Origin of the sequence: Sphingomonas tagetis (assembly GCF_024211275.1) — a bacterium.
Lineage (GTDB): Bacteria > Pseudomonadota > Alphaproteobacteria > Sphingomonadales > Sphingomonadaceae > Sphingomonas > Sphingomonas tagetis.
In genome coordinates this window covers 213,506-229,323 of sequence record NZ_JAMLDX010000007.1, presented here as the reverse complement: position 1 = coordinate 229,323, position 15,818 = coordinate 213,506, and the positions used below count along the sequence as shown (strand labels likewise).

The 15,818-nt window shown below is 62.7% G+C and carries 13 protein-coding genes and 4 pseudogenes; 9 read left to right on the top strand and 8 right to left on the bottom strand.

Annotation, left to right across the window (positions count from 1 at the left end; translation table 11 throughout):
- The first annotated feature begins 482 nt into the window (after positions 1-482).
- Entirely contained in the window at positions 483-800 is a 318-nt protein-coding gene (locus tag M9978_RS23330) for a PilZ domain-containing protein (protein ID WP_367305076.1), read from the top strand.
- Positions 801-970: 170 nt separating this feature from the next.
- Positions 971-1,243: pseudogene (locus M9978_RS11430) on the top strand (integrase core domain-containing protein); the annotation flags it as partial.
- A gap of 189 nt (positions 1,244-1,432) precedes the next feature.
- Here the strand turns inward: M9978_RS11430 and M9978_RS11425 are convergent.
- The 4 genes and pseudogenes from M9978_RS11425 to M9978_RS23535 form a co-directional block, all read right to left on the bottom strand.
- Complete coding sequence (locus M9978_RS11425) at positions 1,433-1,873, bottom strand: hypothetical protein (RefSeq protein ID WP_254293229.1); 441 nt, start codon at positions 1,871-1,873, stop codon at positions 1,433-1,435.
- Positions 1,874-2,362: 489 nt separating this feature from the next.
- A pseudogene (locus M9978_RS11420) lies at positions 2,363-2,686 on the bottom strand (IS3 family transposase); the annotation flags it as partial.
- A pseudogene (locus M9978_RS11415) lies at positions 2,646-3,167 on the bottom strand (IS30 family transposase); the annotation flags it as partial. The pseudogenes M9978_RS11420 and M9978_RS11415, both read right to left, overlap by 41 nt.
- Positions 3,161-3,235: a hypothetical protein gene (locus M9978_RS23535; protein WP_436977185.1), complete on the bottom strand. Its 75-nt coding sequence runs from the start codon at positions 3,233-3,235 to the stop codon at positions 3,161-3,163. The gene M9978_RS23535 and the pseudogene M9978_RS11415, both read right to left, overlap by 7 nt.
- 519 nt (positions 3,236-3,754) lie before the next feature.
- Between M9978_RS23535 and M9978_RS11405 the strand changes: the two genes are divergently transcribed.
- The 3 genes from M9978_RS11405 to M9978_RS11395 all read left to right on the top strand — a co-directional run bounded on the left by M9978_RS11405 (position 3,755) and on the right by M9978_RS11395 (position 8,036).
- Positions 3,755-4,780: an IS110 family RNA-guided transposase gene (locus M9978_RS11405; RefSeq protein ID WP_254293227.1), complete on the top strand. Its 1,026-nt coding sequence runs from the start codon at positions 3,755-3,757 to the stop codon at positions 4,778-4,780.
- 490 nt (positions 4,781-5,270) lie between these two features.
- Positions 5,271-6,341 carry a phospholipase A gene (locus M9978_RS11400; protein WP_254293225.1) on the top strand — a complete coding sequence of 357 codons (1,071 nt, stop codon included), beginning with the start codon at positions 5,271-5,273 and terminating at the stop codon, positions 6,339-6,341.
- A gap of 522 nt (positions 6,342-6,863) precedes the next feature.
- Positions 6,864-8,036 (top strand): rhomboid family intramembrane serine protease, encoded by a 1,173-nt coding sequence (locus M9978_RS11395; RefSeq protein WP_254293223.1) that lies wholly within the window; start codon positions 6,864-6,866, stop codon positions 8,034-8,036.
- Positions 8,037-8,180: 144 nt separating this feature from the next.
- On the opposite strand, the pseudogene M9978_RS23530 reads toward M9978_RS11395, so the two are convergent.
- A pseudogene (locus tag M9978_RS23530) lies at positions 8,181-8,309 on the bottom strand (PEPxxWA-CTERM sorting domain-containing protein); the annotation flags it as partial.
- Between the two features lie 946 nt (positions 8,310-9,255).
- On the opposite strand from M9978_RS23530, the gene M9978_RS11385 reads away from it, so the two are divergent.
- From M9978_RS11385 to M9978_RS23325, 4 genes are all read left to right on the top strand, one after another.
- Positions 9,256-9,552 carry a hypothetical protein gene (locus tag M9978_RS11385; protein WP_254293219.1) on the top strand — a complete coding sequence of 99 codons (297 nt, stop codon included), beginning with the start codon at positions 9,256-9,258 and terminating at the stop codon, positions 9,550-9,552.
- A 114-nt stretch (positions 9,553-9,666) separates the two neighbouring features.
- Positions 9,667-10,014 (top strand): PepSY domain-containing protein, encoded by a 348-nt coding sequence (locus M9978_RS11380; RefSeq protein WP_254293217.1) that lies wholly within the window; start codon positions 9,667-9,669, stop codon positions 10,012-10,014.
- A 5-nt stretch (positions 10,015-10,019) separates the two neighbouring features.
- A complete protein-coding gene (locus M9978_RS11375; protein WP_254293215.1) occupies positions 10,020-10,688 on the top strand; it encodes a response regulator transcription factor in 669 nt (222 codons plus the stop codon).
- Positions 10,685-12,022 (top strand): ATP-binding protein, encoded by a 1,338-nt coding sequence (locus M9978_RS23325; RefSeq protein WP_254293213.1) that lies wholly within the window; start codon positions 10,685-10,687, stop codon positions 12,020-12,022. Before M9978_RS11375 ends, M9978_RS23325 begins: the two co-directional genes overlap by 4 nt.
- Before the next feature lie 63 nt (positions 12,023-12,085).
- Here the strand turns inward: M9978_RS23325 and M9978_RS11365 are convergent, their stop codons facing one another.
- The 3 genes from M9978_RS11365 to M9978_RS11355 all read right to left on the bottom strand — a co-directional run bounded on the left by M9978_RS11365 (position 12,086) and on the right by M9978_RS11355 (position 15,450).
- Complete coding sequence (locus M9978_RS11365; RefSeq protein WP_254293212.1) at positions 12,086-13,138, bottom strand: YncE family protein; 1,053 nt, start codon at positions 13,136-13,138, stop codon at positions 12,086-12,088.
- Positions 13,139-13,220: 82 nt separating this feature from the next.
- Complete coding sequence (locus M9978_RS11360; protein WP_254293210.1) at positions 13,221-13,961, bottom strand: sulfite exporter TauE/SafE family protein; 741 nt, start codon at positions 13,959-13,961, stop codon at positions 13,221-13,223.
- Between the two features lie 106 nt (positions 13,962-14,067).
- On the bottom strand, positions 14,068-15,450 hold the full coding sequence (locus M9978_RS11355; RefSeq protein WP_254293208.1) for a putative porin: 1,383 nt from the start codon (positions 15,448-15,450) through the stop codon (positions 14,068-14,070).
- Between the last annotated feature and the right edge of the window lie 368 nt (positions 15,451-15,818).

The window sequence follows — 15,818 nt, the reverse complement described above, 5'->3', positions numbered from 1 at the left end:
CTTCGCCAGCGGTGAGGCGTTCCAGCTGACCCGATGGCGGTGTCCCGCGAGGGAACGCAGGGACGGACGATCTGCGAAGGTTATCAGATGGGCTGCCAAGCCCGCTTCGAGTCAATGCAACGTACGGCCTTGTGAGACCCGATACAGCACCACCGACCCTCAGGCCGGCGAGTGCGGACAGATCCTTGAGACCCTCAAGGGACAACCGCCAAGCGGATGCAAATTACAGATCCTGACCCTAGATTGCGTGTTCGAACCTCTCTACGATGGACGGATCGGCTCGAAAAGTCCGCAAAAAGGCGCCGAGTCGTCCGGCATTTGAGCAATCCATCCCGCCTGCAGATGGACCTTCTATCCGTGTCGTATGCTCTGGGATGATGAGCGCATCTATAATATCGTGAGCTGCCCGCGATCTGGTTGCAGAAGTCGAACGCAGTCGGAGCATACCCGCTGTTAACCCGCGTCGGTATATTCTGATCGACATGGAGACAGCATCCCCGGTCACCGCTCGCGCACAACGTTACAACGTGTTCCTCACGGCCACGTCGGAGAGGTTTGGTGAGCAACAAGTCACGCGGCATCGCATGCGAAACCTTTCGGCTGAGGGAGCCTGCATCGACACCGCTGACATGTTTCGGCCCAATGAAACACTGCTCGTCGGCATTGGAACGCTCGCTGAAGTTATTGCTCAGGTTCGGTGGGTCAGGGCAGGTCTTGCCGGCTTGAAGTTCACTCACACGATCGACATCAACCGGGCGCTCGGTAAAGCTGCGATACCACCCAAACGTCACCTTGAGTAGCCTGATCAAGGATATCTAGTTGATGGAAGTTATCTGAAGATTGCGCGCACGTCACGTCTAGGCATGGGCGGCTTCTTTGACGATTCGGTACGGCGCAGTCAGGACATGATCAACTTGATCCGTGCCACCGCCGATCTGAGCGCATTCCAGATTGTTCAACATAACTTCATCGCCTCGCCGAAGCCGGGATCGCGCCCTCGGTTGGCAGCGTGGGCGACAGCTATGACAATGCTTTGGCCGAGACGATCAACGGCCTTTACAAAGCCGAGGTGATCCACCGGCGCGGACCGTGGCGCAGCTTCGAAGCAGTCGAGTACGCCACGCTGGAATGGATCGACTGGTTCAACCATCGCCGACTGCTGGAGCCCATCGGCAACATCCCGCCTGCCGAAGCCGAAGATCAATATCATGCTGCCGCAAACAACATCGATATGGCAGCGTGACTCACAACTCGATGCCTCCGGCAGACCCGGGGCGGTTCAGATTGCCAGGAGACGCGCGCAGCGACAATGTGGATTAGTCGGCGTTACATGATATTGGGGCGCGGTCGAAAATCGCAGCGGGCCGATTAATTGAAGGGCAAAGTATTGGGCCGGCAGATGCCTAGTCAGGCCGCGTCATCGCGACCGGTCTCATTCGGTATGCTTGCCGGGTATTTTCGCTGCATCGCGGATCAACAGGTCAGGCGACGTATCGGCGCAAGATTTCGCGTCGGAGGCCTTATTTTGGTCATGCTGCCCGGCTGCACGATCGACAAGCGATTGTTCGTTACGCAGAGCAAACTGGAGATAGCGTTTTTTTGAATGCTGGCGGTTAAGGTTGGCTCCAAGCGCGCGTTGGAGCTCGCAGATTCTCCGGTCCGCTGCCACAGCTTTCCTGTTGGCGTTGGCTACAGCCCGGAGAGCGGTTTCACGCGTGAGTTTACTCGTCGCGCTCTGCGCTTCTTCCAGCTGCTTGGTGGCTTCGGCGCGAGCCTCGGCAGCAGCGCTCCCTTCTTCAATGATGGCGGCGCGCAAGGATGCGGCATCTTCGATTAGCTGCGATATTTCGCGGCGGTACTGATCCGACATCATTGGTCCACGGTACTCTTGTAGCTGCCCTTCCTCAATCGGCGGATCGAGTCTCAGCCTGTCTACGTGTGCTAACGTTGGGCATGTCCGGCGCTGTAGCCTCATGATCTCGGTATGGAGGCGACGCCGGGCCTGTCACGGTCTCGGCGTTGATCCACGCAAAAAGCGATGCCGGCGATCTCCAGGATCGCCATTTCGGCACAAGGCTTGGTGAACGGTTCGATGAATGCCCATGGTTGCGCTGCGCGTTGGCCGTCAGATGACTTCGCTCAAGATTGCGGCGCTCGTTTGCTGACTACGCTTCACCATTGCTGCCGGTATTGATCGGATTAGCTCGAAAAAGGCGTTCAACGGCGTTTGACGCTGGCCTAATGCGCTGCGATCGCTTCGGGGGACGCTCTGAAATACCACCAATAACACTGGATCGACGGCGCAGCGAAGAACTAGACGCCTGGCCTGCTGCCGGTTTGGCGGACACCGAGATAAGCTAAATCAGGCTACACCAGCCTCCATCTCGAAGTCGATGGGGCTGAGGTAACCCAGGGTCGAGTGCCGCCGGGTCGGGTTGTAGAAGCATTCGATGTAATCGAACACGTCTGCCTTTGCCTGGGCTCTCGTTCGGTAGACCTTCTTCCCGATCCGCTCGGTTTTGAGCGAGGAGAAGAAGCTTTCCATCGCGGCGTTATCCCAGACGTTGCCGGATCTGCTCATTGAGCAGGTGACGCCATTGTCGGCCATGAGCCGCTGGAACTGCTCGCTGGTATATTGGGCGGACTCAACCGGTCGTCGCAACACGGTGTTTGTTGATCTCCGCCAGGCATTGGTCAAGCGCTTCAGCGGGCGTTTTCCAACCCAGCGTCTTGCGGGGCCGGGCATTGAGCGTGGCCGCCACGGCGGCGAGTGCATCGGAATCGTGCGCGCAGAGGTCTGTGCCTTTCGGGAAGTACTGTCTTAGCAGCCCGTTGGTGTTCTTGTTGGTGCCACGCTGCCATGGGCTTTGCGGGTCGCAGAAGTAGACCTGCACGCCGGTATCGATCTTGAGACGGGCATGCTGTGCCATCTCGGTGCCTTGATCCCAAGTAAGCGAGCGTCGCAGTTCTTCGGGCAAGGTGGTGATGGTACGCGTGATCGCGTCACGCACCGCCTCGGCGCCGTGTCCCGCCAGCGCCGGTCCGTTCTTGATGCTGGGCCCGGCGCCGTGACCTTCCATGCGCGGCAGGTGCAGCAGCATCGTGAAGCGCGTCGCGCGCTCAACTAGCGTGCCGATCGCCGAGCTGCCGAGACCCAGGATCAAGTCAGCACGTTCTCGTGCACATCCAGATCACGTGCCGCCTGCGCAACCGCCACGCCGCGATCGCGGACCATCCTTACCGCCTCAAGCTTGAACTCGCGGGCAAACTTCCTTCGTTGCATTGATGCTCTCCGATCGGTGAAAACACCTTATCTTGGTGTCCACCAAACCGGCAGCAGGCCAGGCTGACGTAACAGGGAGCGTGTCCTACCGTACCGACACTGATCGCTACGTGTGACCTATCGCGGCACAACGAGCGGGGGCAGTTTTGTGAGGAAGCGGGGCGCGCTCCATTCTCTTGAACTCCAGCCCCGGTGGACAAGCGACGTTCAAGCGATGCCGTACAGGCATGAGCGAGGCCGAAGAAAGCCCGCCACGATGTTCGCGGCGGCATCAGCGATCTGTAATGACGTGGCTCAACGACCACATCATTGCACACCTATGCCGGTGCAGGGGTCGTCCACATGGGGTAATCGTGGGAAGCGAGTCGGCCCTGGTCAGCTAGACATGGAAGGGGGTGGCTGTTCCCCGATAAGATGGAAGTACGGGCTCACGACGCGATGCCGGGCCCAAGCATCTGATGGAGAACAGCCATGGGAGAATATATCGGCCTCGACGTGTCGATGAAAGATACTGCGATCTCGGTTCGGCGCGACGGCAAGCGGGTCTGGCGAGGCAAGTGCGCGTCGGATCCGGAGGCCATTGCCCGCACCGTCCGGAAGCATGCGCGAGAACCAGAGCGAGTTATCTTCGAAACCGGTCCCTTATCGGTCTGGTTTTACCACGCCCTGCAGGCTGAGGGACTGCCAGCTATTTGCGTCGATGCGCGCCACGCCAAAGCGGCGTTGGACATGGCCGCCAACAAGACCGACGCCAACGACGCAGACGGCTTGGCACATTTGGCCGAGGTCGGCTTATACCGCGAGGTTCGGGTGAAGGGCTTCGACAGCATGCTGGCCCGCACGCTCGTGGCAGCTCGCACCAAGCTGGTCAGGATCAAAACCGAGATATCTAACCAGATCCGCGGTCTGATGAAGACGTTTGGTCTCGTCGTGCCTGCAGGCAAGGGCAGTACGTTCGACGCAAACGTATGCGCAAAGCTTAACGAGAGTTCGGACCTGGCCGGCATCATCTTGCCGCTGCTCGAAGCTTGGCGCGCCGTGCGTGCGCGCGCCGCCGAACTTACGCAACGCCTGATCGGCGAGGCGCGTCAGAGCGAGGCATGCCAGCTACTTATGTCTATCCCAGGCGTCGGTGTCGTTACCGCGACCGCCTTTGCGACGGCCGTGGAAGATCCAGCCAACTTCCGAACGTCGCGATCCGTCGGCGCCTGGCTCGGCCTGACCACGCGACGATACCAATCAGGTCAAGTGGACTACAACGGGCACATCTCCAGGCGCGGCGATCACCAGGTGCGAAACCTTCTGTACGAAGCGGCCTGCGTCATCCTGACCCGCAGCTCGGCTGAGAGTACGTTGCGAGACTGGGGTCTCAAGCTTCGGGAGCGCATCGGCTTCAAGCGCGCCGCAGTTGCGGTGGCGCGGAAGCTCTCGGTCGTGATGCATGCCATGCTTAAATCGGGCGAGCTGTTCGACAAGACCGCAGGCGCACCAGCGTAGCAACTTCGCCGGCAGGCAGCCGGCGAGCGGATCCGTCCCTGCCGGGACGTGGGCTGAACCATTCCGCTTGATGGGATGCACCGGCTTCTGCCGAGTGCGCCGTCCACATAGGAAGGTTCCGTCCGCCGAAGACCCACCGTGCGGCGGCCTATTGCCGACCGCGAAGACGACCCTCAACCCGGCATACGGTCAGCTCAAAATCTGCTTGCAACAGGGGCTGCGATTAGACGACCCCATCACGTCAGTGACCTCATTTCTTCGCTCGTCCAGTGCTGCTCCGCGGCCATTCGAACCACGAAGGTTCTGAGGCTGAGGTCGATGTCAGGGGCTTCAAAAATATGATCAATGGCCGCATGGCTGCACCGACAAACCGGCGAGGCCGATACGATCGCCGGCGTGTTCCGCTGATCGCCTAGACTCATATCGGACTCATATTTGCCTTATTGTGTCGGCATTGAGGCACTTGATGCGGGTTGCCTTACCATTTCTTTTGATCGCCACCCCTGTCGGTGCGCAAGTTCAGGCCATTCCTGCGCAGCCGACGAACGAGCGCGAGGCACTGCGCGGAGTCAGCGTGATCCTGTTCAACGAAGGCGATACACCCGTCCCGGCCCAGGGTCCTCGCCAGATCGAAGTCACCGCCGACGACGGCACACGGCTCGTCCTGGAACGCCTGCCCACGGCCGAGTTTACCCTTCGGCCCGGAGGTTTCGCCAAGGTGCGATACGTTCCCGTCGCCTATGCCGCGCGTCCGGCGGCGCCGGCCAAGCCTGGCAAGCGCAGCGCCCCGTCCACCGTCGGCAGGGCCTATATGGGTGACCCGCCTCCTCCGCCGACCGCAGCAGCGGAGGCAGAGACGCTTGCGTCGCGTGGCAGCTCGAGCAGGTTCCTTGAGCGTTTCTCGCCGCATGAGCCGACCTATAGCGCGTTCGGCCTGCGGGATGCCGGCGCGAAGCTACAGGTCAGCCTTGCCTTTCAACCGGTCGGCGGCGAGAGCGCGATTAGCCATCTCAGGTTCGCCTATACGCAAACGATGTTCTGGCGGCTCGATCTGCCGTCAGGCCCCATCGCTCACACCACTTACTCCCCCGAGCTGTTCGCCGACGTTCCCATAGATCCAACCGCAACGCTCGGCCTGGGCTGGCGTCATGATTCGAATGGCGAGGGACCGGCGACCTCGATCGACTCCAACCGCATCTTCGGACGCTTCACCAAGACGTTCGATCTGGGCGGCAGCTGGCGCGCCGAAGTAACGCCGCAAGCGTGGTTCTATGTCGGAAGACAGGGGGGCGCGCCCGATCTCGACCGCTATTGGGGCAATGCGTCGCTTGGCCTCACCCTGATCAAGCCCGATAGCCTCAAGCTCAATCTCATCGCGCGCGGCAATCCGGAGACCGGTCGCGGCGCCGCCGAACTGTTCGTGTCCTATCCGTTCGCGGCGATCGATCGCGACATCGGCTTCTATCTGTTCGGCCAAGCGTTCACCGGACATGGCGAGGCGCTCGACGATTATCGCCGCCGCGACACGCATGCACGGATCGGCATCGCGCTGACCCGTTGATGCGCCTACGGTAGCGCTGTGAAGCCGGCGTGCTGGACGATGGCTGGACAGGCGCAGATCGAACTTGGGCATGGAAAGTAATTCCAGTTCGTGGTGGTCATGATGACGTTTTTATTGCTTATTGCCTCGCTAGCACCGGCCCAAATAAGTCTCGCTCCGGCGAGCTTGCCGGTTCCGCCAGCCATTTTCGCTGCGCGCGACAAGGGAGGGTTCCGAACTGCTGCTGATCTGCTGAAGACGGAGCTGACCAATTGCGAACGGGCATTCAGGCCAGGAAGCGTTCAATGTTTCGAGGTGATTTTAGAGCTCGCCTATATGCAGGCTCACGTCGATCGGCACCCGATTATCCCGTGCAGATCGATGAGCCGGTGCGGTAGACTTTGGCGGCACTGGTGGACCGCGGTTTATCACCGATGCGACGGCTCATTGTGGGTGGCAAGCTGTCATCAATCGTTGCGCATAACGCGGATGCAACGTCGCCCACCGGATTGCCATTCGTGCGGATTAGCGCTCACATAGCCCATGGCTAACTCCGAAGGCGATCTAGTAATCCGGTCGCGGCATGGGCTGCTGCGCGACGCTATCCCTATCTACAGCCTCCCTCAACTAATCCCCAATCTAGCGGCGGTCGGCGTCGTCTTGTGGCTAAGCGACTGGCGGTGGCCGGTGCATCCCATCCTCCTGATGCTCGTTATGCTGGGCTGGGTTTTTCAGTTTTCATCACGTCCTTCCGTGATGGCTGTATCATACGGGCAGGCAAAATGGCTGGAAGCCCTGCTGGAAGCGCAGGGCTTCTACTGCAAATCGGACACGGACGGGCATTGGAGTCTAATCGGCGCGAAATGGTGGAGACGCTTTCCACATCAATGCATAAAGTTCGATACGACCGACCATGTGACAGTCGTCGCGCCGCGCGATGCTATGGAGGCGCTTCGCGCCAGCATCGAGCTTATTGAGGAGCATGGCGAGCTTGTTTTTTCCTCCGAGAACCAGCCATTTTCCTTCGAGCCGCCTGGACCCGAGGTTGCGTTACCTTGGCAAGCTCAAGTTCCCGGTGCTGTCCTCGGCGCAAGTTGCGTGCTGGCGTTCATTTGGTCGTTGTTCGCCGATCACGTAGCGACGCGGGCTGAATGGGGCCTTTCGGCCGCCGCGCTGTCGCAAGGACGTTTTGAAACAGTCTTCCTGCACATGTTTGCGCACGGCGGTGTGATGCATCTGATGATGAATATGATCGCGCTGGCAGCAATCGGGGCGACGCTTACGTCACGTCTAGGGGTCTTCCCACTGAATTGGCTGCGCCTTTGGTTGGTATTTGCCCTGAGCGCCCTCGCTGGTGCGGCACTTTTCCTCGCGCTGCATCCCACAGGGGCCGTGCCTATGGTTGGCGCTTCCGGTGGGCTTTACGGCCTGATCGGCTTGCTGATCCGCTTGCCAGCAGACGGAGAGCCTCTGTTGGCGGTATGGTCCCGCGACATTCGCCGGGTCGCATGGGATTTAGTGAAACAGAACGCTTTCCTCTTTGCATTGCTTGCGCTCATGTCATGGTCCAGCGGCAATACCGGTGGATTAGCGTGGGAAGCGCATCTGGGCGGGTTCCTGTTTGGCATGTTCCTCGGGCCGAAATTTCTGCCACGCGCGTCAATGCCGCCTGCCCCAAACGCACCGAGCGGTTCAAAATTCGCACCTGCCGATTGACGGTGTCCGCATTGGGGTCGTTTGCCGCCGGACCGCCGTTGAGACAGAGCGATGAGGGCGGAAGCGTCGGAGGTGGATGTGAAGCAGCCTCGCAAAATAACAAAGCGCCGCCAGCCTCCCAACTGGCAGCGTTTATCGGTGCAATCAGGCAAAATTGTGGCTCACTGTATTGGTTGCCGCTCTGCGGCGGCGGACAGCAAATCCGATCGAGCCGAAACCGAGCAACATCATGATCCAGGTCGCAGGCTCGGGCACAGCAGAAACCGCGGTATTGAACGTTATGTTATCCACCAATTCGATCAGGTTAGTGGGCGCGCCATTCGCCTTGGCGTACGAAAACTCGAAGCGGTCGAAAGTAAGACCCCCACCAATCTGGTCAGATGAAACTGACTGATCTAGTATATCGTTCCGATTAAGACCTACGAAATTTGACCCTACAAGTTCACTACCAAGGAAGAGTTTGAGAATCGCTATGTCCCCTGGTTGGCTGCAGCAGGCGTCATCGTTACCAAAAATCAAATTCATGAAATCTACTGTCGTAGCGAACGACCCGATCAAATAATTCCCGGTGTCCGGGAGGACGCCTAGCCCGTTGCCAGATGTTTGCGGAGTGAAGTTCCCAACTTGCAGGGCGCTTCCCGATGCCGACCTAAACGTCAACTCCGGTGCGCCTGTCGCAGAGAAGCCCTCTACATGGCCCGCCCTGGTCGGCAGAAGCTAGATGACACCCAGCCGGGTGGTCCAGGAACGGCTAGCAGCTCAGCGTCGATCGTTAGAGGTCGATTTGAATGGCAAACAGAAGTAACTTCCATGGCTAAGCCGGTGATCAAATCGCAGGGCGAAGGGGAACCTAGTGCCGTCCGTCAAAATTACTGCATTTCCGTCGGTATTTGATGGTAGGGAATGCCATAAAATATTGATTAAAAACATAATTCTTGTATATTTTGGCTTCTCCCCGGGCACCACGGACGCCTCAGATCATTTTGATTCCAGGCTCTGCGCGACTGCGCATTTGCGCGCTGATTATCTTGCGCTGAGCATTCGCCGAAGCGTCAGAGGCGTCCTTGGCCGCCCGATTGGCGGTTGCTCGCGGCCGATATCTGTCGGGGCCATGTCGGAAGCCGATTTAGCTGACGAGAAGATGACGGGACTCGTCGGGCGTGCATCAGCCCAGTGAGACTAGAGCTCATACATCGACATCGACTCGAAGGAATTTGTCATGCGTATCCCGTTCCCGTCCGCGCTGCGCCGGCCGCTCGCCGCGATTGCCCTGCTGCTCGCGCTCGCCGCGCCTGCGATCGCTGCTCAACCGACCGACAACCTTGTCCACAAGGTGCGGGCCGAGGCCGCCTGGAAAGGCGTTGAGACAAGCCGGATCGTTCGGCACGGCCAGATGCTCGAGGTGCTGGGGCATGACCGCAGCGGACGTGAGGTAACGTTGCGCCTGTCATGCGCCGAACTCGGCTTCGTCTGCGAGGGCCGGGCAGGTGGCGGGTTTGCCGCGCGCCCGCTGTGACATCCTGAATACGCGTCTGCCGCCGCTCGAAAGGCGCGGCGGCACGACGCGCCGGCCTTTGGTTGTCAGCGTGATGACAGCATTGTGCCTTAGATCGACTCAAGGAGAAGATGCATGAAGTTGCGCCAAACGCTCCTGCTGGCGGCGTTGATCCCGTTGCTCGCTAGCGCGCCCGCCGTGGCGTGGCAGGGCGGCAAGAAGGAAACGAAAGAAGTCCGCAAGCAACGCGACCATGATCTGGCGCGGCAGGCGGTGCTGCGCCGCGAGGTGCTGCCGCTTACACGCATCCTCGCGCTCGCTGCGCGCTATCAGCCCGGCGAGGTCATCGAAATCGAGGTGAAGGCGCGGCAGGGCACGATCTTCTATGACGTGCATGTGCTCATTCCGAGCGGGGTGGTGCACGAACTGTTCATCGACGCCAAGTCCGGGCGGCTGATCGTCAATCAGGTGAAAAGGGACTGAGAAGTATGCGGGCACTGGTGGCGGAAGACGATCCCGATGTGGGTCCCGATCTGGTTCGGGCGCTGACAGCCGCCGGATTCGTCGCGGACCTTGCCACCAATGGCGAGGATGCCTGGTATCGCGGCGACGTCGAGGATTACGACCTTGCCATCCTCGACCTCGGCCTGCCGCGGATCGACGGTCTGTCGGTGTTGCGGCGCTGGCGGCAGGCCGGGCGCGACATGCCGGTCCTGATCCTCTCGGCGCGTGGCGACTGGACCGAAAAGGTCGAGGGGATCGAGGCGGGCGCCGACGATTATGTCGCCAAGCCGTTCGAGATGGGCGAGCTGCTGACCCGCGCCCGCGCGCTGGTGCGCCGCGCCGCCGGACATGCCCATGCGATGCTGACGGTGGGCGACCTGCGCATCGACACGCGTCACCGCACGCTGACGAAAGGCGGTGCACCGGTGTCGCTGACGTTGCTCGAATTCCGCCTGCTCAACTATCTCGCGCACCATCTCGACAGTCCGGCTTCGGCGGGCGAGCTGGGCGAACATCTCTATGGCGCCGACGAACCGGGCGACAGCAATGCGATCGAGGCCCTGATCCTGCGGCTGCGGCGCAAGATCGGCGCGGATGCGATCGAGACGCGCCGGGGCTTTGGCTACAAGCTGGTCGCGAAGCAGCAGGCGTGAAGCGCCGCTCGCTCCGGCTACGGCTGCTCGGCAGCGCGGCGGTCGCGATCTTCGGGGCGCTGGCGCTGGCTTGGCTCGGGTTGACCTTCCTGTTCGCGCGCCATGTCGAACGGCGCGCCGCTGACGATCTGACCGAAGAGGCGACCGCGATCGTCGCTGGGCTGAGCGTTGCCGCGAATGGCGAGATCATCCTGGCGAACCCGCCCGCCGATCCGCGCTTCGGCACGCCGGCGAGCGGCCTCTATTGGCAGGCGAGCAACGGCGGCGAGCTCGAGCGTTCGCGCTCGTTATGGGATCAGGAGCTCGACCGGCGCGTCGAGGCACGCGCCGATCGCTGGACGCGGCGGATGGCGACGGGCGCGTTCGAGCGGCGCGTGCTGATCGTCGAACGCCGGGTGCAGGTGAGCGCGGGGAGCGCGCCGCTGCTGGTGCAGGTCGCGCGCGATGCCAAGGGCCTTTACATCGCGCGCGCCGAATTCGGCCGCGAGCTCGCCCTGTCGCTCGCATTGCTGTGGCTCGTGCTGAGCCTCGCGGCGTGGGTGCAGGTCAATGCCGGACTGCGGCCGTTGCGGCGCCTGCGCACCGAGGTTCTGGGGTTGAAGCGCAAGTCCGATGCGAGGCTTGCGGACGAGTATCCGAGCGAGGTCGATCCATTGATCGAATCGATCAACGCGCTCGCCGCAGCGCGCGAGGCCGATGTCCGCCGCGCCCGCCAGCGCGCGGCCGACCTCGCCCATGCAATGAAGACGCCGATCGCGGCGTTGTCGGCACAAAGCCGTCAACTTGCGGCGGGTGGCGCCAGCACCGAGGGCATCGACCGTGCGATCGCCAGTGTCGCCGCGACGGTCGAAACTGAACTGGCGCGCGCTCGCGCCGCCGCTAGTCGCCAACAGGCGCGTGCGGCGGTCGCCAGCCCGGCGCAAGTCGCCCGGCGGCTGGTGGCGGTGCTCGAGCGGACCGAGAAGGGCGGCCTGACCGATTTCGAGGTCGCTCTGCCCGACGATTATCGCCTGCGGCTGGACGAAAGCGATTTGACCGAGATCCTCGGCGCGTTGCTGGAAAATGCGTGCCGCTATGCCCGCCGCAGCGTTCGCGTGAGCGGGCGGCCGGAAGCGGAAGGTGGCTCGATCGTGATCGACGACGATGGGCCGGGCATGACCGCCGCCCAGATCGCACAGGTCACCGCCCGCGGCTCGCGCCTCGACGAGCGCGAGGGCGGGCACGGGCTCGGCATTTCGATCGCCAGCGAGCTGACCGACGCGACCGAGGGGACGCTGACCATGTCGGCGTCCCCGGCGGGCGGGCTGCGGGTCGAGCTTCGCTGGATCGATTGAGCGGCTCGTCGCGTTGCTAGCCGGGGCCGCGGTTGCATCGGGCGCGGCCGTCGGCTGACGCCGTCAGCGGGGGCTGGCCGGCTTGTAGGTCAGGACGACGAAGCTGTTGGCGTGGAACTCCGGCACCGACGCGCCCTTGGCGTCGGGTGCCGGGAAGGTGGCGTCGGCGGTCACGGTGAACACGCGGCCGTCCTTTTCATCGACCTGCATGACGCGCGCCTGCGGGCGGGTCTGCACGTTGCCGAGCAGGCGATAGCTGTCGGGGCCGTCCTGCTGGATCACGGTCATCGACGAATCGCCGCCATTGGTGGTGATGATGCGGCCGCGCGCTTCGTCCACGCCCATGCCGTCGATGCCCTTGCCGATCGGCAGGCGGGCGACTTCCTTGCCGGCCTTGGGATCGAACGCGATGAACACCGGCTTGTCGCCGCGGCAGCCGATCAGGATGCGGTCGGTCTTGTGGTGATATTCGACAGCGACGACCTGCTCGCAATCGATGTTCCAGCGCTGCTGCTCGGCCAGCGTCTGCGAATCGAGCTGCATCAGGATCTTGTCGTAGCGCGCCGGGGCGAACAGATGGCCTTTGCCGTCGGGCGAGGGGTCGTCCATCTTCTTGAACGGGAACACCTTCGACGACAGCAGTTTGCCGGTCACGGCGTCGAGCGTGAACCAGCCGGATTCGGCGGGACGCGAGCCGACCACGGCGTGAATGCGCCTGGTCGCGGCGTCATAGACCACGCCGTTGAGGCCGCCGTCCTTCGCCAGCGGGATGCGCGCGATCACCTTGAGCGACTTCAATTCGAAGCTGAGCAGCGAGCCGTCGGTCATCGCGACATAGCCGCGGTTGAATTCGGGCAGCAGCAGCGGGCCGTTGGCGCCGATCGAATTGGCGACCTGGCCGACGACCTTGTGCGTCTTCACGTCATAGACGGTGAGGCCGTCCTTGCGCCGCGCGATGAACAGCCGCGTGCCGTGCGGCTCGAGCTTGATATAGTCCCAGTCGCTGTCGGTGCTCGGCAGCACGACGGCCTTCTCGATCGTGTAGAGCGGGTCCGCCGCCGCGACGGTCGCGGTCGCGACGCCGGCGAGCGCGATGAATTTGAGCATGGCACGCATGTTGTCAGCCTCTCCTGTTGTCTTGCGAGCGCTCTAGGCGGCGAGGCCTGTCATACTGCTGTCAGACCGTATCAGCCTTACGTCAGCGAAACGCGATCAGCGCCGCCTGGACGAGAAAACCGATGCCGATGACGGTGACGATCCAGCGCCGGCCGGCCTGGAACTGCGCATCGCTCAGCCGGTCGAGCACGCGGCTGCCGACCATGATGCCCGCCATCGATGCGGTGATGGCGAGCGCCGTGACACCGAGCGGGATGCTGGCGCGGGCGCTCTCGCTCAGCAGCACGCCGCCATAGACGATGACTTTCGATGCATGGCCGATCGCCTGCATCACCGCCTTGGTCGCGACGACCTCATGCCGGTTGAGGCGCGTGCGCACGAACAGCAGGTCGGTGACCGGTCCCGACACGCCCGACACCAGCGACAGGCCGGTCGACACGAAGCCGCCGCACAGCGAATGCCACGGGTTCGACGCGTCGAGCCGCAGCCAGCGCTCGGGCAGCCACACCAGGATCGGCATCAGTCCCAGACCGAGGAAGACGTATAGCTTGGCCGGCTCGAAGGTGATCAATGCGAACAACCCCATCGCCGCGGCCGCGCCGACGCCGAAGGTCACCAGTACGCGCCACGCGACATGCCCGCGGTGAAGGATCACGCGCCACAGGTTCGAGGCGAACTGGATGATGCCATGCAAGGCCAGCGCGGTGGTGATCGGCAGCAGCCAGGCGAGCAGGCCCATCAGGATGAGGCCGCCGGCCATCCCGAACACGCCCGACAGAATCGAGGTGAGGAACGAGCAGATGATGATCAGCGATGCGATCATCTGCCCGCGGTTCGATGGTTAGCGGCCATGATGCCGCATAAGCAGACTGGCTGTCATATTGCTATCGGCCCCGCCGGATCGCGGGGCCGATGCAGGTCGATTTCGTCTAGAAGTTCACCAGCAGGTTCAGCCGCAACCGGTCGACCCACTCGCTGGCGCTGAACGCGGTGGTGAACAGCGGCGACTTCGCCTGATAGCGGTAATAGGTCGCATTCAGGAGCACGTTGGGCACGACCACATAGTCGACCAGCAGCGTATGCTGGCGATAATTGGTCGCGAGGTTGGTGTTGTCGTGGCTGAACGCCGCCAGCACTGCATCGACCCCGGTCTCGGCATAGCCATAGCCGAAGCGCCAGTCATGGACCTTGCTGCCGCGGCCGACCAGGAAATCGACGCCGAAGCCGCTGTCCTGATCGGTCGTCGCGCCGAAATTATGGACATAGTCGCCGATGATCCGCACCGGCCAATGCTCGCCCAGCCCGTTGAACTGCACCGCGCCGACGACGTCGAGCAGGTTGTAGTCCGACAAATAACCGCCAGCAGCGAAGCGGTTGGTGCGGAAGTCGCCAGTGTCGCCACCTGCCAGGCTAGACAGGCGATAGTCGTAATAGCCGGCCGCCAGCTCGAGCTTGATCGGCGCCGATGCCGCGGTCTCGAACTGCAGCTGGCCACCGATCATGCGGCTGTCCGCGCCGCCGGTGGCTTCGTCGACGAGGAAATAGAGGCCGCTCGCCTTGACCGAGGCGCCGCCGCCGAGCGGCAGCTTGTAGGCCGCCGACAGCCCCTGCGGATTGACGTCGCCGTCCCATACCAGCTCGGTCCGCACGAAGGGCTGCGGGATCTTGCCCGCGACCAGCGTCAGATTGCCGAACGTGCCGCGCATATAGGCCTGATCGAGGCTGACCGTCAGGTCGTCGACGAAATTGCCGAGCGTCTGGTCGGTCGAGTTGGGATCGTCATTGTCGCCGGTGCCGATCTGGCCGCCGATGGTGAGCCAGGGGTTGACGGCATAGGCGGCGCGCAACCGCGCGCGGATCACGCCGCGGTCGCGGCCGCGCGCGGCGGGATCGCCGAAGTTCGACTCATAGCGCACGCGAAGGTCGCCATTGACCGTCAGCTTCGACGGCACCGATGCCGGCAGCGGGCCGGGCGCCGAGCCGCCGGCGGGATTGACCGGCGCGGCGGCGCCGGGCGTGTATTGCGCGGTCTGGAACATGACCGGCGCGTTCGAGGGTGCCGATGCGGCCTGCATCGCCGCGGGCGCGCTGGATGCCGATACCACCGGCTGCGCAGCGACGGGCTGTACGGCGACCTGCGCCTCCAGCTGGGCGATTCGCGCTGCCGCGCGCTGCTGTTCGGCCTTCAGTTCGGCGATCTGCTGGCGCATCGCGGCAAGGTCGTCGGCGGTCTGCGCCAGTACCGGCGTGGCGGCGAAGATCGTCGCGGGTGCGGCGGTTGCGAGAAGAATTCGAGCGATACGCGATGCCATGTCGGCGCCTCCCTAAAGCGGTGCGCTGGGGCACCATGTGGGGCCGATAGGCGAGGTTCGCTGACAACAAACTGTCAGCGCGCGACAGTCCGGCGACAGCTTGATGTGCTCCCTGTTGCGCGATCCTGCGAGTGGCAGGTGCGGCCAGTTCGATTTCCCCGGGTTCGCCCGTGGTCGGGCGGGCGGCGCGCGCGAAAATAGATGGAGAGGAATGACGAGATGCAGAGATTGAATCGACGTAGCGTGATGGCGGCCGGCACGTTCATGGGGGCCAAGGATTCGCTGCGCAAGGACATCTCCAGCACGCTCGCGCTGCCGACCGAGGTCAAATAACTTCCCGCTGACGCTGCGCCGACCCAAGCCGGCGC